The organism is Paraburkholderia sp. 40, assembly GCF_050434105.1.
GTDB classification, from domain to species: Bacteria; Pseudomonadota; Gammaproteobacteria; order Burkholderiales; family Burkholderiaceae; genus Paraburkholderia; species Paraburkholderia tuberum.
Window position 1 is genome coordinate 1768415 of the sequence record NZ_JBNPVY010000004.1, and the last position, 24140, is coordinate 1792554.

Annotated in this window: 20 protein-coding genes and 2 tRNA genes; 12 read left to right on the top strand and 10 right to left on the bottom strand. The window is 62.7% G+C overall.

What is annotated here, in order from left to right; translation table 11 throughout:
• Positions 1–638: 638 nt before the first annotated feature.
• Positions 639–2975 carry a filamentous hemagglutinin N-terminal domain-containing protein gene (locus tag OKW28_RS29815; RefSeq protein WP_429450945.1) on the bottom strand — a complete coding sequence of 779 codons (2337 nt, stop codon included), beginning with the start codon at positions 2973–2975 and terminating at the stop codon, positions 639–641.
• Positions 2976–3971: 996 nt separating this feature from the next.
• Here OKW28_RS29815 and OKW28_RS29820 point away from each other — a divergent pair.
• Positions 3972–4532: a hypothetical protein gene (locus OKW28_RS29820; protein ID WP_429450947.1), complete on the top strand. Its 561-nt coding sequence runs from the start codon at positions 3972–3974 to the stop codon at positions 4530–4532.
• A 725-nt stretch (positions 4533–5257) separates the two neighbouring features.
• Here the strand turns inward: OKW28_RS29820 and OKW28_RS29825 are convergent.
• From OKW28_RS29825 to OKW28_RS29835, 3 genes are all read right to left on the bottom strand, one after another.
• Positions 5258–6094: a sulfurtransferase gene (locus tag OKW28_RS29825; protein WP_429450949.1), complete on the bottom strand. Its 837-nt coding sequence runs from the start codon at positions 6092–6094 to the stop codon at positions 5258–5260.
• A 620-nt stretch (positions 6095–6714) separates the two neighbouring features.
• Positions 6715–6791, bottom strand: a tRNA-Arg gene (locus OKW28_RS29830).
• A 119-nt stretch (positions 6792–6910) separates the two neighbouring features.
• A complete protein-coding gene (locus OKW28_RS29835; RefSeq protein WP_429450951.1) occupies positions 6911–7741 on the bottom strand; it encodes an undecaprenyl-diphosphate phosphatase in 831 nt (276 codons plus the stop codon).
• 586 nt (positions 7742–8327) lie between these two features.
• Between OKW28_RS29835 and OKW28_RS29840 the strand changes: the two genes are divergently transcribed.
• The 5 genes from OKW28_RS29840 to OKW28_RS29860 all read left to right on the top strand — a co-directional run bounded on the left by OKW28_RS29840 (position 8328) and on the right by OKW28_RS29860 (position 13245).
• Positions 8328–9236 carry an aldose epimerase gene (locus tag OKW28_RS29840; protein ID WP_429450953.1) on the top strand — a complete coding sequence of 303 codons (909 nt, stop codon included), beginning with the start codon at positions 8328–8330 and terminating at the stop codon, positions 9234–9236.
• Between the two features lie 153 nt (positions 9237–9389).
• A complete protein-coding gene (locus OKW28_RS29845; RefSeq protein WP_429450954.1) occupies positions 9390–10118 on the top strand; it encodes a peptidoglycan DD-metalloendopeptidase family protein in 729 nt (242 codons plus the stop codon).
• 94 nt (positions 10119–10212) lie between these two features.
• Positions 10213–10539 carry a hypothetical protein gene (locus OKW28_RS29850; protein WP_429450956.1) on the top strand — a complete coding sequence of 109 codons (327 nt, stop codon included), beginning with the start codon at positions 10213–10215 and terminating at the stop codon, positions 10537–10539.
• A 1003-nt stretch (positions 10540–11542) separates the two neighbouring features.
• Positions 11543–11851, top strand: coding sequence for a DUF2288 domain-containing protein (locus OKW28_RS29855; protein WP_429450958.1), 309 nt, complete (start codon positions 11543–11545; stop codon positions 11849–11851).
• Entirely contained in the window at positions 11848–13245 is a 1398-nt protein-coding gene (locus OKW28_RS29860) for an MATE family efflux transporter (RefSeq protein WP_429450960.1), read from the top strand. Before OKW28_RS29855 ends, OKW28_RS29860 begins: the two co-directional genes overlap by 4 nt.
• A 213-nt stretch (positions 13246–13458) precedes the next feature.
• On the opposite strand, the gene OKW28_RS29865 is transcribed toward OKW28_RS29860, so the two are convergent.
• Positions 13459–13626, bottom strand: a complete 168-nt coding sequence (locus tag OKW28_RS29865) for a hypothetical protein (RefSeq protein WP_167368601.1) — start codon at positions 13624–13626, stop codon at positions 13459–13461.
• A gap of 178 nt (positions 13627–13804) precedes the next feature.
• On the opposite strand from OKW28_RS29865, the gene OKW28_RS29870 reads away from it, so the two are divergent.
• The 5 genes from OKW28_RS29870 (at position 13805) to OKW28_RS29890 (ending at position 16346) form a co-directional block, all read left to right on the top strand.
• Positions 13805–13981 carry a hypothetical protein gene (locus tag OKW28_RS29870; protein ID WP_018421224.1) on the top strand — a complete coding sequence of 59 codons (177 nt, stop codon included), beginning with the start codon at positions 13805–13807 and terminating at the stop codon, positions 13979–13981.
• Between the two features lie 381 nt (positions 13982–14362).
• Entirely contained in the window at positions 14363–14521 is a 159-nt protein-coding gene (locus OKW28_RS29875; protein ID WP_090801093.1) for a DUF3309 family protein, read from the top strand.
• Positions 14522–14631: 110 nt separating this feature from the next.
• Positions 14632–14708, top strand: a tRNA-Pro gene (locus OKW28_RS29880).
• Between the two features lie 211 nt (positions 14709–14919).
• On the top strand, positions 14920–15378 hold the full coding sequence (locus tag OKW28_RS29885; RefSeq protein ID WP_018421227.1) for a SixA phosphatase family protein: 459 nt from the start codon (positions 14920–14922) through the stop codon (positions 15376–15378).
• 155 nt (positions 15379–15533) lie between these two features.
• Positions 15534–16346 carry a GNAT family N-acetyltransferase gene (locus OKW28_RS29890; protein WP_184047719.1) on the top strand — a complete coding sequence of 271 codons (813 nt, stop codon included), beginning with the start codon at positions 15534–15536 and terminating at the stop codon, positions 16344–16346.
• A 93-nt stretch (positions 16347–16439) separates the two neighbouring features.
• Here OKW28_RS29890 and ppx read toward each other — a convergent pair whose 3' ends face one another.
• Positions 16440–18092, bottom strand: a complete 1653-nt coding sequence (gene ppx, locus OKW28_RS29895) for an exopolyphosphatase (RefSeq protein WP_429450962.1) — start codon at positions 18090–18092, stop codon at positions 16440–16442.
• 204 nt (positions 18093–18296) lie between these two features.
• Here ppx and ppk1 point away from each other — a divergent pair, with 204 nt between their 5' ends.
• Positions 18297–20360, top strand: coding sequence for a polyphosphate kinase 1 (ppk1, locus tag OKW28_RS29900; protein WP_429454499.1), 2064 nt, complete (start codon positions 18297–18299; stop codon positions 20358–20360).
• A 70-nt stretch (positions 20361–20430) separates the two neighbouring features.
• On the opposite strand, the gene phoR is transcribed toward ppk1, so the two are convergent.
• The 4 genes from phoR to pstB form a co-directional block, all read right to left on the bottom strand.
• Positions 20431–21744, bottom strand: coding sequence for a phosphate regulon sensor histidine kinase PhoR (gene phoR / locus OKW28_RS29905; protein WP_429450964.1), 1314 nt, complete (start codon positions 21742–21744; stop codon positions 20431–20433).
• Positions 21745–21829: 85 nt separating this feature from the next.
• Positions 21830–22531, bottom strand: a complete 702-nt coding sequence (gene phoB / locus OKW28_RS29910) for a phosphate regulon transcriptional regulator PhoB (protein ID WP_008922879.1) — start codon at positions 22529–22531, stop codon at positions 21830–21832.
• Positions 22532–22557: 26 nt separating this feature from the next.
• Positions 22558–23262: a phosphate signaling complex protein PhoU gene (gene phoU / locus OKW28_RS29915; protein WP_018421232.1), complete on the bottom strand. Its 705-nt coding sequence runs from the start codon at positions 23260–23262 to the stop codon at positions 22558–22560.
• Between the two features lie 28 nt (positions 23263–23290).
• On the bottom strand, positions 23291–24139 hold the full coding sequence (gene pstB / locus OKW28_RS29920) for a phosphate ABC transporter ATP-binding protein PstB (RefSeq protein WP_429450966.1): 849 nt from the start codon (positions 24137–24139) through the stop codon (positions 23291–23293).
• Between the last annotated feature and the right edge of the window lies 1 nt (position 24140).

Below are 24140 nucleotides of genomic sequence, written 5' to 3' on the forward strand. Positions count from 1 at the left end.
AGACAGGTAAAGAAATTTCAAAAAATTTTGCATGTCGAAATCGGGAACGGGACTGCGCCGAGTTGGAATGGGTGTGGGCTCGGATCGCGGTACCTCATCGCGAATCCGTTTTGCGCCTTGTTGGGCCTCGTGACCTTACAGGTATCGCACACGCGCGAGCCGGCGGCAGCCCTCAGGTCGAATCAGTGCGACCGCGTGATGACTAACCGATATATCGGCTTCCCGCTCCGAAATGGCGGAATCCACTCTGCTGCCACACGAGGCAGCGATGCATGGCAGGGCCATAATTCAAGTTTGCGGCGGACGGCCGCAAGCCAGGAAGTCGAACGCTCCTTCTCGACCCTTCTCGGCCGCTCGGGCTGTCGCCGACTGAATGGCGGTTCGCAGAGTATATCGGCCTTCCAATTGATCGGTGTCAGGCGGATCGTTGGCCGGATGTGCTTCGCCAACGAACGTTCGCGATTCCCGGCCATGCGTACGGGTAGCAAGACGGCTTTCGGTCGTACGCTCTGCGTGAATCGGTGCATGTCATCCGCCGGGAAGAACGACCACGGCAGGGCGAAACTCGCGAAAAATCTGTCTGCCGCGTCCCGCGACGCGGCAGACGCTCATGCAAGCGTCGGTACGGTGCCTAAGGTTCAGTGCCCGGTGACTTGCCAGGTCAGAACGGGGTGCGTCGCTCCGGGCGGCATCGTCCATGCGCCGTTCGGCCCGAAATCCCAGCCAACAAAACTGGCCGGGTCGCTCATCTGGGCCGTAGTGAGCCCGTTCGACGCTGGCAGGTTGCCGCCGCTCGACGACTGTCCGGTTGTCTGTACGTTCCAGTAAACGTCGCTCCCGATGATGCCAGCGCAACCGGTGGGTGCGCAGATGCCGCCGGTCGTGGTCGAACTGCCGGTCGTGCCCGAACTCACGGGACCCGCAACGAAAGACTGAGTGATCGTTCCTGGTGTGAGCGTTCCTCCGTGTCCCACGCCGTACCTTACACTTTCGTTGCTCAACACGAGTCCTCCCGCGGAGAGGGGGGAACCTACTCCGGTGACTGATCCGGTTGTGTATGACTCAGTGATCGTGCCTCCGTTAGTGAGGGCCAGCCCGGCGGCATGACCCCCCTGGAGGGTTGCGCTGCTGCCCGAGCGCGCGATCAGCCCGTCGTTCTCAGCGACAAGTCCGGCGATCTCGGTGTATGCATTGCTGACCACTGTGCCAAAGGCCCCGGAGGTAAAGACGTTGGCGATCGTTCCGTAGTTATAAAAGGCCAGTATCCCGGCGCCGAGGGGTAAGGTTTCAAAGGGAGCCGTGAGGCTCACGTTCGAGTTGACGTTCACGTCGCGCACGACACCGGTTGCGCCAATATCACCAAATATCGCGAGACGGCTCGGCACGACGTTGGAAATCGTATGCCACATACCGTCGAACTGGCCGGTGAACATAATCGGAACCTCAGGGGGAGGAACACCGAGTGTTACGAACGCGAAATTGCTTCCATCGATGTCCTTGCCGAGTGCGTAGTTGCCGGCCATGTTGTTCGCGACATTCTGCAAGTCCGTGACCGAATTGACGAGTTGATAACCAGTTATCTGTGTCACGAGCCCGCTGTAAAGCGGTGCGCTCCATACCGGATTGGCGACAAGCGTGCCGGGGCTGTAACTACCGTTCATATCGTAGAGCGCGCTGACGACGCCCGTACTCTTCGACCAGTCGATCGTGCCGTTGTTGATGACGCTGCCACCGTTGTCAATTCCCGACGCGTCGGCGCGCAACGTCAGGTTGCCCGCACCGGAGTTCGCGATGGTCGTACCCGTCGCTACCGAGACATCGTGGTACGCGGCAAGCGTGAGCGAAGCCGGACCGGACCAGCGCAGGCTCGACGCGACGCCGAGGTCGCCCGTTGCACCGTTCGCGCCCGTCGTGGTCACGTCGACCGAAGTGCCCGCGTTCAGACTGCGCTGCAACGCATGCGCTGCGACATCATCGATGGTGAGAGCGGGCGTCGAGAGATTCCATTGGCCTGCATCGACCACCGCGTGCTTGCCGAACGTCAGTTGTGCCGCTTGTGTATCGACCGTTCCGCCGCTGCCGTCCGCGTTCCTGGCCGTGATCACGCCCGACTGCTCGACCCGGCCGCTGTCGGCGACGAGCCACACATGTCCGTCGCGGTTCGCCGTGCCCGTCGCGCGGATGCGCGCGCCACCGCCGGCGAGCGCATACACGTTGCCATCGGCGGCCTGGAGGCTGATCTGGGCGGCTGCGATGCGTCCCCCGTTGACGACCAAACCATCGCTGCCCGTCTGCACGAAAACCTGTCTGCTGCTGGTCGAGTCCTGCAACAGCACCTGACCGCCTGCCGCCAGTTCCACCGTGCCGGCAGGCGCTTTGATAGTGCCCGCGTTGACGACCGCCTGTCGCGCGATCAGGAAGACATCGCCGCCGCTCGAACTGATTTTGCCGAGGTTGATCACGCTCGCATTCGAATCTCCCGACAGCGTGAGCGCGCCACCCTTCATGAACGCACAGTTGCAGACATCGAGCGTAGACGCGACGAAACGGCCTCCCGTGCTGATCACGCCCGATGGCCCCACGACGATGCCCTGCGGATTGATCACATACACGCTGCCGGTTGCACCGAGTCTGCCGAGGATGGCCGACGGCGAGCCGCCCGTGACCCTGTTCAAGGTTGCGCCCGTGCCGTTGTCGAACCTAACGCTGTTGTTCCCGCCGACCGAAAAGCTGTTCCAGTCGATTACCCCGCGGGTCGAACCAGGTTGGGTGATCACGAGGCTGTTGCCCGCGCCCGCTATCGTGCCCGTGCCGGCGACGTAACGGCCGCCCTGCGGAAGGCTGCCCGCCGCGAACGCCACGGGTGTCAGGGACAGCCCAGCCAGCGAAATGCCAATGGCGAGCCAGAGGCGTCGGTTTGACTGTTGACGATGGGGTGCGCATCGCGCGGACCGAAGTTGTTCTGGACGTGACATACAGCCCCCTTTCCGCATGCATGCGGAATGGCCACCAACGACCCGCGGAGCCGACCGGAGACGCGTGAGTCGCCGTGTCTGAAGAATAGCAGTTGGCGTCGCGCATGCATGCCGATATCTCAGCGTTTGGCACCTTCTTATGGGGACTTTTGTGCCACTTCGCCAGGTCAGAACGCGCTAACCATAAGGGAAACAAGGGAAGGTCCAAACCAAGGCTGTAGATATACCGAACCCGAAGAAGGCGGACCAGGAAGATCAGTTGTGTTCCGGTGGCCAATGGCCGCTGGCGGCTGCAGAACCGACGTCTAAATGTCTGGTCAACAGTAGCGGCGAATGACACTTCCTGGCCGAGGGTGTGTCAAAACTCGAAACTGCCAGGTTTTCGAGCGTCGCTTTACCCCTCCCCACGTGCCGCGAAGCCGATACAGCGCGTTCTGGTGGGTCGACTTTCGCACTCGACTACGAAGCAGCACGTTTTGACACACCCTCGGCCGACTGCTGCCCGATGCGGTCGGCCGTACTCGACCCACTGCGGACGTAGAGCCTGCACAACCTTGACGGCAGTTTCCGAGGTCCACCGGCCATTTGATTGGTCACATCGGAGAGCGGATGCTGGGCGAAAACAGAAGCACGCCTCGTTTGCTCGCCGGCCAGCTCCGTGGATGGAGGCAATCGCTGGCTTGTCCCGCCGCCGGGCGGGCGATCACTAGCAGCAGCTAGCGGTCCTCCGAGCCGTTCGAATGCAACCGTTCGAGCTCGCCCAGGCTCACGGCGGATGCCGTTTGTCGTGGCCCACGTTGACCTGCAGGAAGCGTCAGGAATGCGGGCCCGCGACATGTGGCCACGACCGTACAGCAAAATGGCGCGAAACGCGGAGACATCGGCATGCCTGCGCGAGGCCAGCAGCTATTCTTTAGACGGAGTACGTTTCAGTTCGTGATGGTCCGCAACGGCTCAGTCCCGACCCTAGCCGCATCACTGACAATGGAGGTTCAAGTGCGCAAAGTGCTGGTGGCTGCTCTCCTCGCCCTAAGTATGGCGACTTTGTCTTACGGCTTCGACGGAAGCGGGTCAGGCGGTAGGGAAAGCGGCGAACGGGGTGGGCAACGCACCCCGAAGGTCTTTGACAGCCAAGGCAAGGTGGTGGGGCCGCTGATTAGCTATGAGCCGCTTGGCACTGTTCTTCTCGTGAACGGCGCGGTGATTTTTGCTCCGATTCAACGGGTAAGCATCAGTAACGGTAGTCAGCATTCAGCGTCGCAATTTCAATGGGCGGGCGACTTCTCTGCATATCCGACATCAGACTGCAGTGGCAGCCCGCTGATCACTCCGACCGCTGCCGCGACCTCGCAAGTACGGCCATCCCAAATCGTCAGACAAGGAGTCGATGCGACCGTATATATTGCGGGCGACACTTACTCAGTCCAGACGACGTTTATGTCTTTCTTGATAAGCGGCCGATGCTCGCCCGGTCAGGAGACGTTGGAAGCCTGGTCTCCCGAAAGCTCCTATTCGCTCACGCAACACTATCCCGAGCCGCTGACAATTCATTACTGAGCGCCCCGCTTGCCTGCTCCGCGCGCTTAGGCGCCAATAATTTATTGTGCCATTTCGCCGACAACCGTCTCAACGTGTCGCGCGCATCATCGCTCTGTTGTGCGCTGAATTTTGTTGCAGCAGGGCAGGCACATCACGGCGCTATCGACGCGATTCGGATTCCAACTTAAGCCGTGTTAACCGTGTGCCTGCCGCGCCAAGGCGCGAACAGTCTCGGAGCCGGGGCCGCCATGCTCAAAGAATGACTATCGGACGCTTTCACCGAAGGCTCGGACAAACATCTGATTCCCCGGTGCACATGCCGGTCGATCTCAAAGGCTGTTCCCGATGTCGCTAGCGACGTTCGAATGGCAAGATGACCGCATCGATGAGCGACCGCTTGTGGCCGAGGGTGTGTCAAAACGTGCTGCTTCGTAGTCGAGTGCGAAAGTCGACCCACCAGAACGCGCTGTATCGGCTTCGCGGCACGTGGGGAGGGGTAAAGCGACACTCGAAAACCTGGCAGTTTCGAGTTTTGACACACCCTCGGCCGATCCCGGAAATCGAGCGGCCTCCGGTGATCGTCGGCCGCACCTCCGCGTCGAACTTCCGTAGCCGACCCGTTCCGGCCGCTCGCATTTCTCTTGAACGGTCATTCGAGCGCGTAATGGCTTGCCCTGCGAGAGCCGACTCGAACGCTACCCCTCGAACGGTTCCCCGTCAGTGAAGCGGGACTAGCGTGTCAATCAGTCGGTGGTTACTGGCAAGTCATGGCGGGCACCCCATTCAGACCAAGAGCCGTCATATACCTTTATATCAGTTACGCCGATCACCTCCGCCGCTAGGGCGGGAACGCACGCCGTCACTCCGGAGCCACAACTAAAAATGAGTCGCTTCGATGCCAAAGAATGACTATCGAAGATGGTTTGCAATTCGTCCGCCGAACGCATAACGCCTTGATCGAGTACCGAGTCGAAGGGCATATTTACTGCGCCTGGGATATGTCCGCCGCGCAGGCCCGCACGTGGCTCTGGAGCCGTTCCCTTGAATCGCCCCGAAGACCTCGCATCGACAATCGCATGCTCAGCGGATTGCATCGCTTTGCAGACAGATTCAGCGTCGCAAAACACCCTCGGTCGAAAGTTCGCAATGAAGTTGCCTGGCTGTCTGCGCGAGCCGGACTTACTCGGTGAACTCGTGGGACCGGTCGCTCGCCAGGCAGGCAGGCCGCCATTGAGCACCGTGACCTTGTCGTGGCCCATGGCCTTGAATGCGAGCCGCAGTCGCGGGCTTGCGTAAATGCCAAACTTATCAAACACAACGATCGTATGGTCTTGATTTACTCCCAGCGCCTGCGCATCCTCCGAAAATTTGTATGGTGTGGCTAGCATGTGAGGTAAAACCTGATCCTCGTCTGCGAAATACTTATTGAGATCAACGTATATGGAACCTGGAATTCCCTCGTCCTCAGGCGGTGGTACTGCACCGGCTGAAACCGCCGATGGCAGGCCTGCCTCCAGAATAATGAGGTCCGGTCTTGTCAGGTTTTCTTGCAACCAGGCAACAGAAATAAGCGGTTCCATAGTTTCGTTTAGTTCGAATTTAGACGTCGAGTTGCGAATGTTGCACCGGCCTCGCGGCCATAGCGCGAAGAGTTCGATTGTTGACGATTACAGCCAAGGCGTCGAGTGGCCGAAATTGGCCGATCGGCGACAGATGCGATCAGCGGACGTCGACTCACAATGGAAAGGCGAATCGGCCGATAGCGGACGCTCAGTCGGGTGGTCGATCATCACCTCGCAGGCTGCCTGCACGGTGTCGGGAAGCCTTCCTCAAGTCTCAGACTGCCGGGTTTGGGTTGCCTCCGCGTACTCCGCAGAGTGATGCGGTGAACCTTCTGCCCCCTTCGCGCGCGCCCGCGTGAATGCTACACGCAGAGACGGCGGCGCTACGCCTTTGCTATCGTGCCGGGCGCCTGATGGTCCGAGCGGACGGGGCACCCCATGCGCGATGACTTGACCGTTTCCCAACTAGACGCGAACTTTGCCTGCGCTGGGCAGATCAGCAATACCCGCTCGTGCCAGTTGGCGACACGCGACGCTACACCAGCGCGTGTCGCTAGAGATTACCTACACAGTGCCTACACGGATTCCAGAAAGCAAAAAGCCCGGCTATCAAAACCGGGCTAAACACCTGATTTTATTGGTACGGCAGGAGGGGCTCGAACCCCCGACCCTCGGCTTAGAAGGCCGATGCTCTATCCAGCTGAGCTACTGCCGTATGGATCGATATCTGCATGAAACCGGCACTCGCGGCGAGCCGCCCGATTTCCCACAAACTGAAATTCTAACTGACCTGCAACCAACCGGGCGCGGATTATAACCGATCGCCCGGCGCGCTCAGACCGGCTGCGGATGCAGCATGAACCAGCCGAGGAACAGGATCCCCGCGATCGCGCAGTACGCGCCGAACGACGCGAGACGTCCGCGGCCTTCGAAATAGCGCATCAGGAAACGCACGCTCAGGTACGCTGCGATCGCGGTCAGCACGCCGCCGAGCACCGCGTCGGCAAGCTGGCTCGGCGCGTGAAGCAGCTTCGGCAGTTCGAGTACGCCAGCCGCGAAAATGATCGGCGTGCCGAGCAAGAACGAAAACTCGGCGGCTTTCTCGGTGGTGAGGCCGGCCGCATTGCCGGCGATCATCGTCAGGCCACTGCGCGAGAAGCCCGGAATCAGCGCGCCGATCTGCGCGAGGCCGACGAAGAACGCCTGGCGGAACGTCAGCTTTTCCGGCGGTTGATGCGCGCGCGCGCGTTGCAGACGATCGCCGAACCACAGGAGCACGCCATTCACGATCAGCGCAATCGCGACGATCCGCAGATCATGAAAAAGCGCCTCGAGGCGCTTTTCCAGCACGAGGCCGACAAGGCCCGCCGGAATCGTACCGATGATCAGCGCCCACATCATGTGACCGTCGTCGTTGCGGCGGCCGCCGAGCGACGCGAAGAAACCGCGCACCAGCGCGTACCAGCGCGCGCGGAAGTACCACAGCAGCGCGAACGCGGTGCCGAGATGCAGGGCGACGAGGAATGGCAGCAGTTGCGGTGCATGCTTGTCGATATGCATGTCGAACACGGCTGGCACGAGCAGCGTGTGGCCAAGGCTGCTCACCGGAAACAGTTCGGTAACGCCTTGCAGCACGCTCAGAAAAATGAGAAACGACAGGTTCACGCGGCGGTCCTTGTAAGCAAAGTTGTCGGGAACTGCGCGCCGCACAAAAGGGGAGCCGGCGCGTCAAAGGCGCACCGATTATGCCTGGCTACACACCCAGCGCCAAGCGGTTAGGCGACATTCGGAGAGATATTGACGCGCCGCGTCACAACTCGACACCGTTGTTACGCGAGAGCAAGAAAGCGGGCGGCGGATTCGTCGCGCGCGTGCTGCGAAAGCAGGGAATGAAACCAGCGGATCAGCGCTTGAGAGAGTGGAAGAAGTAGTACGTGCTGGCGGTGAATATACCGAATAAGGCCACCGCCATTGCCATTGCGAGATCCATGATGCCTCCTGAGCCGATTCGCCCGGGAGTCGGATGGACCGGACGCTCAGACGGATTATCAATAGGATTCGCCCTTTTCCGACACCCGCAATTTCCCGGGAAGGGTTTCCCCGTAGCGCAAAGCAGCGCAAAATCGCGGTTTCGCCGCGCGACACGCAGTCGCAGCGAATGACGCAAAACGCCGCTTCGATGCAGATGCGACGGCCGACCCACGCGGCCGCTTTGCGCGACCCTCAACCTCTATCTGGCTAGCTATTGACCATGCCCCTCTCCCCGGAACAGGACATTCTCGAGATCGCCCAGGACGCCTCGGTGCTCCGTTTTTCGCCGCAAGCCGGCGGCCGTCTGCTTTCGTGGACGATCGACGGCGAAGAGGTGATTCACTGGCCCGAGCACGCCGACTGGAGCGTGCCCGCGCGGATTCGCGGCGGCAATCCGCTGCTGTTTCCATTTCTCGGCCGTCATCGCGTCGACGGCAAGATCGGCTATTGGCGTGACGCGCGGGGCACCGTGCGCGAGCTGCCGATGCACGGCTTCGCGCGCGACCTGCCGTTCGAGCCTCACGCCGACGTGCATGGCGCCGGCCTGCGGATGGTTCTAACCGACAGTGAAGCGACCCGCGGCTCTTATCCGTTCGGCTTCCGCTTCGAGGCCGCCTACGAGCTCATCGATCCGCGCACGCTCGACGTGACGCTGACCACCACCAATACCGGCGACGCGCGCCTGCCCTACTACGCCGGCCATCACTTCTACTTCACGCTGCCGCACACGCAGCGCGCGCAGACGACGATCGAACTGCCGCGCACCGAGCGGTGCCGTCAGCTCGAGGACGGCTCGATCAGCCCCGCCGAGCCGGGCGAAGCGAGCTACACGCTCGACGAAGACCGGATCTACGACCGCTTCCATTGCCTGACCGGCACGCCCGATCGACCGGTGAGGGTCGAGGCGCCGGGCATCGATCGCGTGATCACGATCGATCTGCAGCGGCCCGGCTCGGTGCCTTGGTACGCGGTGACGACGTGGACTGAAACGCCGCAGTCGGACTTTTACTGCGTGGAGCCGTGGCTCGGGTTGCCCGATGCGATCCACAACGGCCGAGGTTTGCGCTGGCTCGAGCCGGGACAAACCGAAACGGCGGCACTGCGCATTACCGTCGAGACGACCAGCTGATACGCCGACGCCCGCGGCGAGCCGCTCGAAGCGGCCGCCCGCCACTTCGCCCCCCTCGCCGGGGGGCGCAACACAAAACCGTTAGAATCGAACGCTTTGTCTGTCTGTGCCGCGTGATCGGGATCCGCGCGCGGCAGTGCTTTGCGAGGTCCAATGCTGGAAACGACAAGAATCAAACGACTCGGCTGCGCGGCATTGCTCGCGCTGCTCGCCGCGTGTGGGTCGGCGCCGGTGGGGCCGGGCTACTACCGGGTCGAACGGGGCGACACGCTGTCGAAAATCGCGCGCGGCAACCGGCAATCGGTGCAGAACATCGCGCGCTGGAACAATCTGACCAATCCCGACAGCATCGAGGTCGGCCAGGTGCTGCGCGTCGCGCCGCCAGGCGGCGCGGCGTCGACGAGCGGCGCGATCCGCAGCGGCGGCGGCGGTAGCAGCAGTGGCAGTGGCAGCGCGAGCGCGGCGGCCGCGCCGCGTCCTGCGCCCGCGGACACTGCGCCGGCGACCGCGCCCGCGCCGATCTCGCTGGTATGGCCGGCCGACGGCACGGTGTTCCGCAGTTTCGACGGCGGCAACTCGAAGGGTATCGATATTTCCGCGGCGGCCGGCACGCCCATCGTCGCGGCGGCGCCTGGCACCGTCGTCTATGCGGGCAACGGTCTGCGCGGCTACGGCAATCTGCTGATCCTCAAGCACAACGCCGACTATCTGACCGCTTACGCGCATAACCGCGCGCTGTTGGTGAAGGAGGGCGAATCGGTCAAGCGCGGCCAGAAAATCGCCGAAATGGGCGACACCGATACCGATCGCGTGATGCTGCATTTCGAACTGCGATACCAGGGCCGCTCGATCGATCCGTCGAAAGAACTGCCACCACGCTAGACGGCGGGCGCGGGAACCCGCCGTGCTATAAACGCTCAATTCGAAGCGGCGTGGGTGCGCGCCACGCCCTTCCGTTTTTTGCAAGGAATCTGAAATGAAAAGCCCATTGGCGCGCGTCGCGACGGCTGCAACGATCAGTCTTGTCCTCCTGACGCTCGGCGGCCTCGGCGGCTGCTCGACCACGACCACGATGACCTATCTGCCGAGCGGCGACACCGGCTTCGCGATCAACTGCAGCGGCAGCGACGCCAGCACGAGCTGGGCCGAGTGCTACAAGCGCGCAGGCGAAACCTGTGGCAACTACGGGTACGACGTGGTTTCGAAAGACGTCGACAACGGCGCGACGTCGGGCGGCACGATCGGTGGGATTTTCGGCGCGAATGTGAAAAACCGTTCGATGGTCATCCGCTGTAAGCAGTAAAGGCAGCGCGCCGTGCGGCACACGTGGCCGCCGAGCGGCAGAGCGTCACCGCTTAGCGGCGTCGCCAGCGCCCGGAGCGCGGATCGATGCGCGCGGCGAAGCGCACCAGCAACGCGAGCGTGATTAGCCACACGCCGACAAAAATGATCACCCCGGTCATGAGTCTCGCGCCGAAAAAATAATCCGCCATCATCGGCCGCATATGTGAATTGAATTCGCGGTGAAGATCGCTGCGGCGGCAGGTTAAACATCCGCGTAAATCCATTCAAAAAAAAGCCCGGCACGAGGCCGGGCTAACGGGGGTTCGGCGCATATCGGCAAAGGACCGGTTCACCATGCGCCAGAACGAAATCTAACAATCTGTATTTCCAAGCGCAATGCATTAATTTTGCGGCCAATGTTACACGGCGTACGGATTCCGCAATCCGTGAATCGGAAATGTCGGAATCAGACCGGCTTAATGCGCCGCAGCTGGGATACTCCACACGCCAAATCATTCAAACCAGGAATGTCGGAGTATCGCACCGGCTAATGTTCCTGGGCTATCGGCGGAAAGCCCCGCCAAACCGGCAGAGGAAAGACGTCTGGCCGAATAACACTAACTCATTCGGCAATAACGCCGCTTTGGCTTGCGAATATTAACTTGGTGCGGAAACGCACGTAACGCATCGATTAGTCGCGGCAACTCTTCCGAATAAGCGCCGATACGTCTTCACAACAAATTCGCGAATAGTGAAATCTTTAACATTGATAATTCCCCCGACAATAGTGAAACCGCATTCAAACTCGTTTCAGTTTTGAATATTCGGACGATTAATGGCCGGTGCTGATGGGCGGCACGCCTCGTGTGCCGCCGTCGTTGAATCCGCCGGCATCCAGGTTCAGAATCCGATTCAGTCCGCGCTGCATAAAAGGCCGTCCGGCGCGTTGCGCAAGGCCGCCACGCGGCCCGTCGTTCCTTGCCAATAGTTTATAGTGACGGCCCCGTCCGCCCCTGCCCACGATGACTTCCAACGACGCCTCCCAAAGACCCCTTTATGCGAAGCTGCTCGGCGAAACCGCCAAGATCGGCTGGAGCGAACTCGAACGTTTCTTCGCGCGCGGCATACTGCTGCACGTCGCGCGCGACCTCGATCTCGTGAGCGTCGCCGAAGCAATCGCCAACGACGACACCACCCGGGTCGCCCAATGGTTGTCCTCCGGCCTCGTCGTGCGCGTGCAGTCGGAGACGGCCGCCGATTTCGCCGCGCGCGACCCCGAGCTGTGGGCGGTCGTCGTCTCGCCTTGGGTGTGCGTGCAGGAGCGCTCTTGAACGACGCGAGGACGCCCGATGCCGGTACGCCCCCCGCCGCGCCCTCCGAAACCGCCGCACACCCAGCCAGCGCGCCGACGCTGCCGGTGCGCTGGCATCGCCGGGTGCTCGCGCTCGCGTTCCCGATCGTCCTCGCGAATCTGACGCAACCGATCCTCGGCGCGGTCGACACCGCCGTCGCTGGTCATCTGGACAGTGCCTCTTACCTCGGCGGCGTCGCGCTCGGCGGGCTCTTCTTCAACTTCGTGTTCTGGGGCTTCGGCTTCCTGCGCATGGGCACCACCGGCCTCGTCGCGCAGGCGCACGGCGCGGGCCGCAGCGACGAGTTGCGCAACACCGTCGTGCGCGCACTGCTGATGGCGGCCGCGATCGGCGCACTGGTGCTGCTCGTGCAGCAACCGCTGATCGACTATGCGCTGCGGGCGATCGGCGGCAGCGACGCCGTGCAGCGGCACGCGCAGATTTATTGCCACGCGCGCATCTGGGCCGCGCCGCTCGCGCTCGGCAACTACGTGATACTCGGCTGGCTGCTCGGCACGCAGCAGGTGCGGCTCGCGTTGCTGTCGCAGGTCTTCATCAACAGCGTGAACATCGCCGCGGTGCTGCTGTATGTGTACGCGTTTCATTGGGGCGTGGCCGGCATCGGCGCGGCTACCGCGACCGCCGACGCGCTCGGCTTCGCCCTCGGCCTCACGCTGCTATGGCACGGCAGGCCGCGCGGCCTGCCCGCGCTGACTCGCGCCGCCTTGTTCGACGCCACCGCGCTGAAGCGGCTCGTCGTGCTCAATCGCGACATCTTCGTGCGCACGCTGTGCCTGCTGTCGTCGTTCGGCTGGTTCGCGCATCTCGGCGCGCGGCAAGGCGACGCGACGCTCGCCGCGAACGCATTGCTACTCAATTTCCAGACCTTCATGGCGTACGGGCTCGACGGCTTCGCGCACGCGGCCGAGGCGCTGGTCGGCGCGGCGATCGGTGCGCGCGATCGTCACGCGTTCGCGCAGGCGGTCAAGGTCACCGCGCTGTGGTCGGCGCTCGGCGCGATCGGCTTCTCGTGCGTGTACTGGGGCGCGGGCGCGTGGATCATCGAGCGGCTGACCGATCAGGCCGCCGTGCGTGCCGCGGCCGAAACCTATCTGCCGTGGGCGGCGCTGTCGCCGGTCATTTCGGTGTGGGGCTTCCTGCTCGACGGCGTGTTCATCGGCGCGACGCGAACGCGCGAGCTGATGATGTCGATGGTGGTGTCGCTTGCGGTGTTCGTGGCGGCGTCGTCGGCATTGCTCGCGTGGCACGGCAATCACGGGCTGTGGATCGCGCTGCTGATCTTCATGGCCACGCGCGGCGCAACGCTCGCGCGTTACCTGCCGGGCGTGTCGCGGGGGATTGCGGCCGCCTAGCGCGGTGCGCTGGGCACCGTTGGCTATTCGGCGGACGACAGACCGTTACGGCTTGAAACAAGCGCATACATATCGCATAACGAGCGCGTCCTAGAATGCTCTCAGCCCGTGCTCTCCGCGCGAACAGTCGGCACGGGTCAGAAGTGCCGGCGTGCCCGCGCCGGTGCTTCGCTTTCCCCGCCCTTTCCCGATCGTTTTCACTTCAGCGAGCGCTCACTGTGCGACGGGCGCGGGCACCATCGCGGGCGGCCGATCGTCGGTGGGCACGCCGTGGTAGTCGGCGGGATCATGTGGTGGGCTGCCGCGATGCGCGGACGGATTGTCCGCACAGCCGGCGACGCCGGCACACAACAGCAAGGCAAGAGTCAGAACGCGGGTCATTTTGCAATCGTCTCCGGGACAAAGCGATGGCGGACGTCCGCCGGCGCGCCGAGAGTCTAACCGCAAAGCGCGTTCCGCGACGCCATCACACACCTTGTGCGTCGCCCGTTCCATTTCGTGAGATTTCGCCGGACCTGCGCTACTATGGCTTCATGGCTGAACCTACCGGGAGACTGCCATGGACGGTGAATCGATCGCGGGCCTGATCGGGCTCGCAATAGGCCTGATCGTGCTGGTGGCGTTGTCGATCTTCGAATCGCGGGCCTACCGGCGTGAACACGATGGCGAGGGCATGCTGCATCACTGGACGCATCAGCATCTACATATGCCGCATTGGAGGCGTCCAAGGCATTGATGCGGGTGATCTTCGACTCGGACCGAATGGCCTCTGGCCGCGGCACCGGCATGTCACGGTGCCTCAGTCGCGCGTCCGCTCGATGACGCGATGACCGGCGTTGCGGCGCCTGCGCGCATCGAGGTCCGCTGGACGTGCGCAACGCCTTTCCGGTTCTTTGGGCATACATACATCGAACGACGACGCTTCCTGCGTCGCTCTCTCCTTCTGCGCCTTCGTCCAAGGCCTCACTGCATCGAGCTTAACGGGTGATGGGCACATGCCTTGCTGATTCCGACCCAGCAACAGACGCGCGCCGCATCAATTGTCGCGGCGCGCGTGCGCCAAACCAGCGTGAAGATGCGGCCAGCGATTTCGCGGCCCCCTCAAAAGGAGAACGCCATGACCGTCGGAACCATCCTGCTAATCGTGCTCATCCTGCTGCTGATCGGTGCGTTGCCAAGCTGGCCGTATAGCAGCGGCTGGGGCTATCGGCCGACTGGACTCGTCGGCGTCGTGCTGATCATCGTGATCGTTCTGCTGTTGATGGGGCGTATATAGCCCACCGCGAGGCCCGCGCGAGCCCGCTACGGTGAACGTCGTTGCCCGTGCGGTTGGGGCCGCCAAGGGATTGACGCTCCTGCCCGCACCCCCTATACTCCCGGATTCGTCGGAGCGTAGCGCAGCCTGGTAGCGCATCTGATTTGGGATCAGAGGGTCGTAGGTTCGAATCCTATCGCTCCGACCACGAAAAGCAGGTCGAAACCCGCGAAGCCTCCGGCTTCGCGGGTTTTTGCTTTTTTGGCTCGCGTTCACGTGGACGCCGACAGCCGACCCGTCAGGCACTCGCCTTGCAAATCATCACCCGCGCATGCGACAGTGCTTGGGCAGGTACCTCGCTGCGAAGACGCGCAAGCCCACCGCAACGCCATCCCAAGCCGCTCAAAAAGGAGACTCCCATGGACCTGATCCTCTGGCGTCACGCCGAAGCAGAAGATGTCGCCGCGAGCGATCTCTCCCGCGCGCTCACCACGCGCGGCCGCAAGCAGGCGCAGAACGCCGCGAAATGGCTGCGCGCCCGTTTGCCCGACGACGCGGTCATACTCGCGAGCCCCGCCGTGCGCACCATCCAGACCGCCGAGACGTTGAGCGACCAGTACCGCGTCGTGCGCGAACTCGCGCCGAACGCGAGCGCGAACGACGTCCTGGAAGCGGCCGGCTGGCCCGGCGGCATCGCGCAAACCGTGGTGATCGTCGGCCATCAACCGACGCTCGGCCACGTCGCCGCGCAACTGCTCGGCGACAGCCGCGCGAGCTGGCCACTGAAAAAAGCCGGCATCTGGTGGATCGAGAGCCGCGAGCGCAACGGCGAAGATGAGGCGGTGTTGCGCGCCGCCATCAGCCCCGATCTGATCTGAGCGCGCGTGTCGCGCGACGCCTCCGACATTACAGGCACCCACGCGAGGGCTTACGGGCAGTCATCCAATCGTCACGGCTTTGCCATGCGAGCGTCACCGCGCGTTACTACATTGGCGAAAAAAGAAATCCTCACTCTTTTCGACCAGGACAGCCAATGCGAGAACTGCCGACGCCCACCCTGCCCTTCGCCTCGCTTTTCGAACCGCGCCGTCTGCCGCGCGCCGAGGAAACGGTCACCGCGCAGCATCGCCTGCAAGTGTCGTGGGCGCGTACCGACGAAGAGCTGCGTGAAGCGCAGCGTCTACGCTATCGCGTCTTCGCCGACGAAATGGGCGCACGCCTCAGCGGCCCCGCGGGCCTCGACGTCGATACCTTCGATTCGTACTGCGACCATTTGCTGGTACGCGATCTCGACACGTTGAAAGTAGTCGGCACGTATCGCGCTCTGCCGCCGCATCAGGCCGCGCGCATCGGCCGTCTATATGCGGAAAGCGAGTTCGACGTGTCGCGTCTCACGCATCTGCGCGCGAAGATGGTCGAGGTCGGCCGCTCGTGCGTGCATCCCGACTATCGCAGCGGCTCGGTGATCATGTCGCTATGGGCTGGGCTCGCCGCGTACATGAAGCACAACGGCTACGAGACGATGCTCGGCTGCGCGAGCGTCGCGATGGCCGACGGCGGCCACTATGCGGCGAACCTGTATTGCTCGCTGCGCGACAACGCGCTGACCGCGCCCGAATATCGCGCGTTCCCGCATACGCCGCTGCCGGTCGACGAACTGCAGACGGGTGCCGCCGTCGCGCCGCCCCCGCTCGTGAAGGGCTACTTGCGTCTCGGCGCGAAGATTTGCGGCGCACCGGCGTGGGACCCCGACTTCAATACCGCGGATTTCCTGACGCTGTTCCGTTTGTCCGATATCAACGCGCGCTATGCGCGGCACTTCCTCGGCGATGCGTTGCCGCGATAAGCTGCGCCGAGATACGAAAAAGCCCTGCATTTGCAGGGCTTTTTTTGTTCATGCACACGCCGCGAATCGACGCGTGCGTCGATCCGCATCGCGTCAATCGTCCGTATAAACGACACGGTACGGAATCCCGACTTTCTGCCACTCCGCCGCCTCCTGGATCAGGCTGTAATCCGTCAACGGATTGTTGGCCACCCACTCGTTCGGCAAACGTACCTCGTAACCGCCGTTCGCCTGAGCAACCGTGATGCCCGGCAGGCCGACGTCCGCGCGTCGACGGCACAGCAACGCCGCGAGCCGCAAACAGAACAGCAGCGGCCATTCGACGTCGCGCGTCTGCGACAGCTTGCCGAGCTTGCCCGCGTGGCCGAGCACGAGCGCGGCGAGGCGCGCCTGGTCGGTACGCGAAAAGCCCGGCATGTCGGCATTGCTTGCGATATAAGCCGAGTGTTTGTGATACGCGCTATGCGAGATCGACAACCCGATTTCGTGCAGCGACGCCGCCCAGCCGATGAACATGCGGTTTTCCGCGCGGCGTTCCTCGTCCGGTTCGACGAACTGGTCGTAGAAGCTCGTCGACAGATTGCCGATGCGCCCCGCCTGCGGGCGATCGACGCCATAGCGGCGCGTGAAGCCCTCGACCGTCACCGTACGCATGTCCTCGTGCTGCGAACGGCCGAGCAGGTCGTACATGACGCCGAGGCGCAGCGCGCCGTCGGTGGTGTCGACATAGTCGACGCCCAGTTCGTCGAACACCGCGATCATGATCGACAGGCCGCCCGCGAGCACCGGCACGCGGTCGCTCTTCAGTGCAATCAGTTTCAGCCGGTTGACGTTTTCGGCCTTGATCAGCGCGCGCTTGAGCCGCTCGAGGCCGCCGCGCGAAATGCCGTGGGTGACGCCCGCATCGTTGAAATTGTTCGCCTCCACCAGTTCGGCGAGCGCGCGCGCGGTGCCCGACGAGCCGATCGCCTGCTCCCAGCCGGTCTTCTTGTATTCGGCGGAAATGATCTGGATTTCGCGGCGCGCGGCGAGCTCGGCCTGGCGCATCGTGTACTCGTCGACGTTGCCGGCCGGGAAAAACGCGCGGCTATGGCTCACGCAGCCGATATACAAGCTCTCCATCATGATCGGCGTGTAGTGCGAGCCGATGATGAATTCCGTCGAGCCACCGCCGATATCGACGACGAGCCGCTTGCCCGCGCTCGCCGGCACCGAGTGCGCGGCGCCCGCATAAATCAGGCGCGCTTCCTCGCGCCCGGCGATCACTTCGATCGGAAAACCGAGCGCGGCCTGCGCTTCGCCGAGAAATTCGCCCGCATTCTTCGCGATGCGCAGCGTATTGGTCGCGACCGCGCGCACGTGGTCCGGATGAAAATCGCGCAACCGCTCGCCGAAGCGCTTCAGCGCATCCCAGCCACGCACCTGCGATGCGCGATCGAGCATCTTGTCGCTCGATAGCCCGGCCGCGAGCCGCACCGGCTCGCGCAAGGCGTCGACCTGATAGATCTGGCTGCCCGCGTCGGTTTCCTCGACCCGGCCCACGATGAGCCGGAAGCTGTTCGAACCGAGGTCGACGGCGGCGAGGAGATGAGGAATATTGACCATCGGGTAAGCGTACTCCATGCGCGCGAGCGCGGCGGCTGCGGTCGAGGGCGTGGCGGCGGACTCCGGCAGCGCCAGGCGCCTGCCCGGCGCCTTCGGCGCATGGTGCGCGTCGCGGCCAGCCGCACTGTTCAAAGACGCCATTCTAAGCGTAGCAGCCTTCACGGTGTCACCTCGCGGCGCAGGGAGTTCGGTATCGTCGCATAGGTAGCGCGTCATATTGACGACAGACGACGATTGCGGCATAAAATCTAAAAAACATCGCCGACGTCATCAGGACGTCATCAAACCGTGAGAATTTCCGAGCGTCTTTCTGTCTCCATTTCAGACATTCCAATCTCGCCGCCGATGTCCATCCGCTATCCCCTATTGAATCGCGAGCTGGGCATTCTGGGTTTCAACGAGCGTGTGTTGGCGCAAGCCGCCGATCCCGCCGTCCCCTTGCTCGAACGTCTCCGCTTTATCTGCATCACCAGTAGTAACCTCGACGAATTCTTCGAAGTCCGCATGGCCGGGCTTCAGGAACAGATGCGCGACAACCCCGGCGCACTGTCGCCGGACGGCATGTCGCTGCAGCACGTGTACGACCTCGTGGTCGAACGCGCGCAGAAGCTCGTGCATCGCCAGTACACGATGCTGCACGATACGGTGCTCAGCGCGCTCGAGCAGGAAGGCATCTATTTCCACGGCACCGAAGCATGGAGCGACGCGCAGACCGACTGGGCGCGCAACTACTTCTTCGACGAACTGCTGCCGGTGTTGACGCCGATCGGTCTCGATCCCGCGCATCCATTTCCACGTGTGCTGAACAAGAGCCTGAACTTCGTCGTCGAGCTCGAAGGCAAGGATGCGTTCGGCCGCCAGGCGATGATGGGCATCGTGCAGGCGCCGCGCGCGCTGCCGCGCCTCGTGCGCATGCCGCAGGATTTGTCGGGTTATCCGCATGGCTTCGTGCTGCTGAGCTCGCTGCTGCAACGCTTCGTCGGCGAGCTGTTTCCGAATCTCTTCGTGCGCAGCTGCAATCAGTTTCGCATCACGCGCAACAGCGAGCTGTTCGTCGACGAAGACGAAATCACCAATCTGCGCGTCGCGTTGCAGGGCGAACTGCCGGCGCGGCATCTGGGCAATGCGGTGCGGCTCGAAGTGTCGGCGGAAACGCCCACGCATGTGGTGCGGCGCCTGCTCGACGAAAGCGGTCTGTCGAACAAGGACTGCTACTACGTGAACGGCCCCGTCAATCTGGTGCGGCTGATGCAGCTGCCCGAGATGGTCGACCGGCCCGATCTGAAGTTCGTGCCACATATTCCGTCGACGCCGACGCAGATCGCCAACAGTACGAGCATGTTCGACGTGATCGACCAGGGCGACGTGCTGATGCATCATCCGTACGAGAGCTTCCAGCCGGTGCTCGAGCTGCTGTTGCAGGCGGCCAAGGACCCGAACGTGGTCGCGATCAAGCAGACCATCTATCGGACCGGCACCGACTCGCCGCTGATGGATGCGCTGATGCAGGCCGCGCGCAACGGCAAGGAAGTCACGGTGGTCGTCGAGCTGCTCGCGCGCTTCGACGAGGAAACCAACATCAACTGGGCCTCGCAGCTCGAAGCGGTCGGCGCGCACGTGGTCTACGGCGTAGTCGGCCATAAGTGCCACGCGAAGATGATGCTGATCGTGCGACGCGTGTTGGCGGGCGGCAAGGCGAGCCTGAAGCGCTACGTGCACCTCGGCACGGGCAACTATCACCCGCGCACCGCGCGCCTCTATACCGATTTCGGTCTGATGACCGCCGATCAGAAGATCTGCGAAGACGTGCACCATGTGTTCCAGCAGCTCACCGGCATCGGCGGCGAGCTGAAGCTGCACGAGCTGTGGCAGTCGCCGTTCACGCTGCATCCGAAGCTCGTCGACGCGATCCGCAAGGAAGCGGAGCATGCGCGCGCGGGCAAGAAGGCGCGCATCGTCGCGAAGATGAACGCGCTGCTCGAGCCGACGGTGATCGCCGAGCTGTACGAAGCATCGCAGGCCGGCGTGAAGATCGATCTGATCGTGCGCGGCGTGTGCTCGCTGCAGCCGGGCGTGCAAGGGCTCTCCGAGAACATCACGGTGCGCTCGATCGTCGGGCGCTTTCTCGAACACCATCGCATCTACTACTTCTACGACGGCGGCAAGGAACAGGTCTATCTGTCGAGCGCCGACTGGATGGATCGCAATCTGTTCCGGCGCGTCGAAGTCGCATTCCCGCTCAACAACCGGCGGCTGAAGCGGCGCGTGATCGCGGAAGGGCTGTCGGCGTTTCTCGGCGACAACCAGTCGGCCTGGCTGATGCAAAGCGACGGTCACTATCGCCGGCGCCGGCCGGGCAAGGCGTCGCGCAATGCTCAGATGAGTCTGCTCGGCAAGTTCTGTTCGTAGTGCGCGCATAAAAAAACCGCCTTTTTCAGGCGGTTTTTTTATGCGTCGACCAGTCGTATGACTGCCGCGTTCAAACCTGTGCGGTTTGACAGCGCGCCGTCCGATACACCGGAAAGCGCACCGTGAACGTGCTGCCGCGCCCTTCTTCGCTCTTCACGTCGAGTTGCGCATCGTGCCGTTGCAGTACGTGCTTGACGATCGCGAGACCGAGCCCGGTGCCGCCCGTGTCGCGCGAACGGCTGCGATCGACGCGATAGAAGCGCTCGGTGAGCCGCGGGATATCGGCGGCCGGAATGCCGAGACCGCTATCGGTGACCGAGAACACCGCATGGCCACTCTGCGCACGCCAGTTAACCTTGATCGAGCCGCCGTCCGGCGTGTAGCGGATCGCGTTCGTCACCAGATTGCCGAATGCGCTGAAAATCTCGGTTTCGACGCCGGTGACGGTCAGCGCTTCGTCGGCATCGAAGACGATCTTGTGATGATCGCTGGACAGGCTCTGCGCGTCGTCATGCAGATGCCGCAACACCGCGCGCATGTCGATCATCTGATCGCTCGGCGGCTTGTTGTCGCCTTCGAGCGTCGCGAGCACGAGCAGATCGCTGACGATATGACGCATGCGCGACGCCTGCTGCTCCATCAGCTCGAGATAACGCGCGCGCTCGGCTTCGCCCAACGGCAGCTCGCGCATCGTCTCGAGAAAGCCGGACAACACGGTGAGCGGTGTTTTCAATTCGTGCGACACGTTGGCGACGAAGTCACGCCGCATCGCATCGGTGCGCTCGAGCTCGGTGATGTCCTGCGACAGCACGAGCTTGCGATTGTCGCCGTAAGGAAACACCTGCACCGACAGCACGTTCTGGCGCTTGTCGCCCATGCCGCGCATGATCAGCATTTCCTCGTACCGATGCGAATTCAGATAGCGCACGAAATCCGGATGACGCACCAGATGCGTGATGTGCTGACGCAGATCGCGCTTCGCATCGAGCCCAAAGTGGCTTTCGGAAATCGCGTTGCACCACTCGATCTGATCATGATCGTCGAGCATCGCGACACCGTTAGGCGACGCCTGGATCGCCTGGATGAAACGCGAATGCTGCTGCTCGACCTGGCGCACCTGGGCGTGCCAGCGCTTCGCGAGCTTGTGCAGACGATAATAGATTTCGCCCCAGATGCCGGGGGCGCTCGGCACTTCGCCGTACACCGGCGCGTCGAGCAGACGCCACAGACGCTGCTTGTGGAAGGTACTGAAGACGCTCTGTGCGAGCAGCAGGACGATGGCGAGAGCGAGCCCTGCCTTGACGTTCAGCAGTGCGCCGACCACCGCGCACAGAACAGCAAGCAGCACGACCGATACGATGGAGCGCGCCCAGATGATGTTCATGGTCTAGCGATCGAAGAGAAAATACAGCGCAGGAGGGAGGTACGGCGGCACTGCGCCATGCGATGCAGCGCGCCGCCGACGGCTATCAGGCGCTCTTCGCCAGCCGGTAACCGCTGCCGCGTACCGTTTCAATCATAGCATCGCACCCGGCCGGCTTGAGTGCCGCGCGCAGACGTTTGATATGCACGTCGACGGTCCGCTCTTCGACGAACACGTGATCGCCCCACACCTGATCCAGCAGTTGCGTGCGGCTGTGCACGCGCTCCGGGTGAGTCATGAAGAAGTGCAGCAGACGGAATTCGGTCGGGCCGAGATCGAGCTTGATCTCGCTGCCTTCCGCATGCGCGGCGACGCGGTGCGTGGCCGGATCGAGCTTCAGACCGTTGATTGCGACCACGTCTTCGGTCAGCTGCGGCGCGCGGCGGCGCAGCACCGCCTTGATGCGCGCCATCAGTTCCTTCGGCGAGAACGGCTTCGTCACGTAGTCGTCGGCGCCGATCTCGAGGCCGAGCACCTTGTCCTGCTCGTCGCCTCGCGCGGTCAGCATGATGATCGGGATATGCTTCGTACGCTCGTTGTTGCGCAGATCGCGCGCGAACGAAATACCCGATTTACCCGGCAACATCCAGTCGAGCAGCACGAGATCGGGCAGCACGTCGCTGATCAGGTTGTGCGCTTGCTCCGCGTTGTACGCGCGAATCGGGCAGTGCCCGGCGTGTTGAAGATTGACCGAAATCAGTTCGGAAATGGCGGGCTCATCTTCAATGACGAGAATGCTGCTGGGCATCGGCACCTCTGTTCCTTATCTCTGGATTAGCTGAGCGCTTCGCGTTCGAGCGCGTCGCGCGACTGGTGCCGCACGTCGGTACCCTTGACGATGTAGATGATGAATTCCGCGATGTTCTTCGCGTGGTCGCCGATCCGCTCGATTGCCTTGGCGATGAACAGGAAGTCGAGGCCCACCGAGATCGAACGCGGATCTTCGGTCATATACGAAATCAGCTTGCGCACGAACGCGCGGAATTCCTCGTCGATCGCCTTGTCGTCGCGCACGATCTGCGCGGCGGCGACCGTGTCCAGACGCGCGAACGCGTCCAGCGCACGGCGCAAGATCGACACGGCCATTTCGCCCGACAGCTTGATCTCGGCGATGTTGATGGTGCGCGATGCGCCGTCTTCCATCAGACGCTTGGTGCGCTTCGCGATCTTTTCGGCTTCGTCGCCGGCGCGCTCGAGGTTCGTGATGGTCTTCGAGATCGCGATCAGCAGGCGCAGATCGCGCGCGGCCGGCTGACGGCGCGCGATGATGTTGCTGCACTCCTCGTCGATATCGACTTCCATCTTGTTCAGACGGTCTTCGGCGGCGATCACCTGCTCCGCGATGTTGAGGTCGAATTCGTTGAGCGCCTGCATCGCGTTGACGATCTGCGATTCGACGAGGCCGCCCATTTCTAGCACCTTCGACGAAACGAGGTTGAGGTCTGCGTCGAACTGGCTGGACAGATGTTTATCGGACATGTCGTACTCCGTTGTATTGCCCGGCGGATCAGCCGAAGCGGCCGGTGATGTAGTCCTCGGTTTCCTTGCGGACCGGCTTGATGAAGATCTTTTCGGTGTCGCCGAATTCGATCAGTTCACCGAGATACATATAGGCAGTGTAGTCCGAACAGCGGGCCGCCTGCTGCATGTTGTGCGTAACGATCACCACCGTGTAGTCGCTCTTGAGTTCAGCAATCAGCTCTTCGATGCGGCCCGTCGAGATCGGGTCGAGCGCCGAGCAGGGCTCGTCGAGCAGCAGCACTTCGGGGCGAATTGCAATACCGCGCGCGATGCACAGACGCTGCTGCTGGCCGCCCGACAAACCGTAGCCGCTCTGGCCGAGCTTGTCCTTCACTTCGTTCCACAGCGCCGCCTTGGTCAGCGCCCATTCGACGCGGTCGTCCATTTCCGAGCGCGACAGCTTCTCGAACATCTTCACGCCGAACGCGATGTTGTCGTAGATCGACATCGGGAACGGCGTCGGCTTCTGGAACACCATGCCGATGCGCGCGCGCAGCAGCGAAATGTCCTGGCGCAAGGTCAGCAGGTTTTCGCCGTCCATCACGATCTCGCCTTCCGCGCGCTGCTCCGGGTAGAGCGCGTACATCTTGTTGAAGGTACGCAGCAGCGTGGACTTGCCGCAGCCCGACGGGCCGATGAACGCGGTCACCTTGCCTTCGGGAATCTGCAGATTGATGTTCTTCAGCGCGTGATACTTGCCGTAGAAGAAGTTGAGGTCCTTGACCTCGATCTTCGGACGCGACGGCGTTTGCGCGTGAGCGCTGTGTTCGGGGTCGGATCCCGCGGGCGCAGCTGCGTGCCCGATCGGATTGAGTTGGGTTTCTGCCATGTTCATC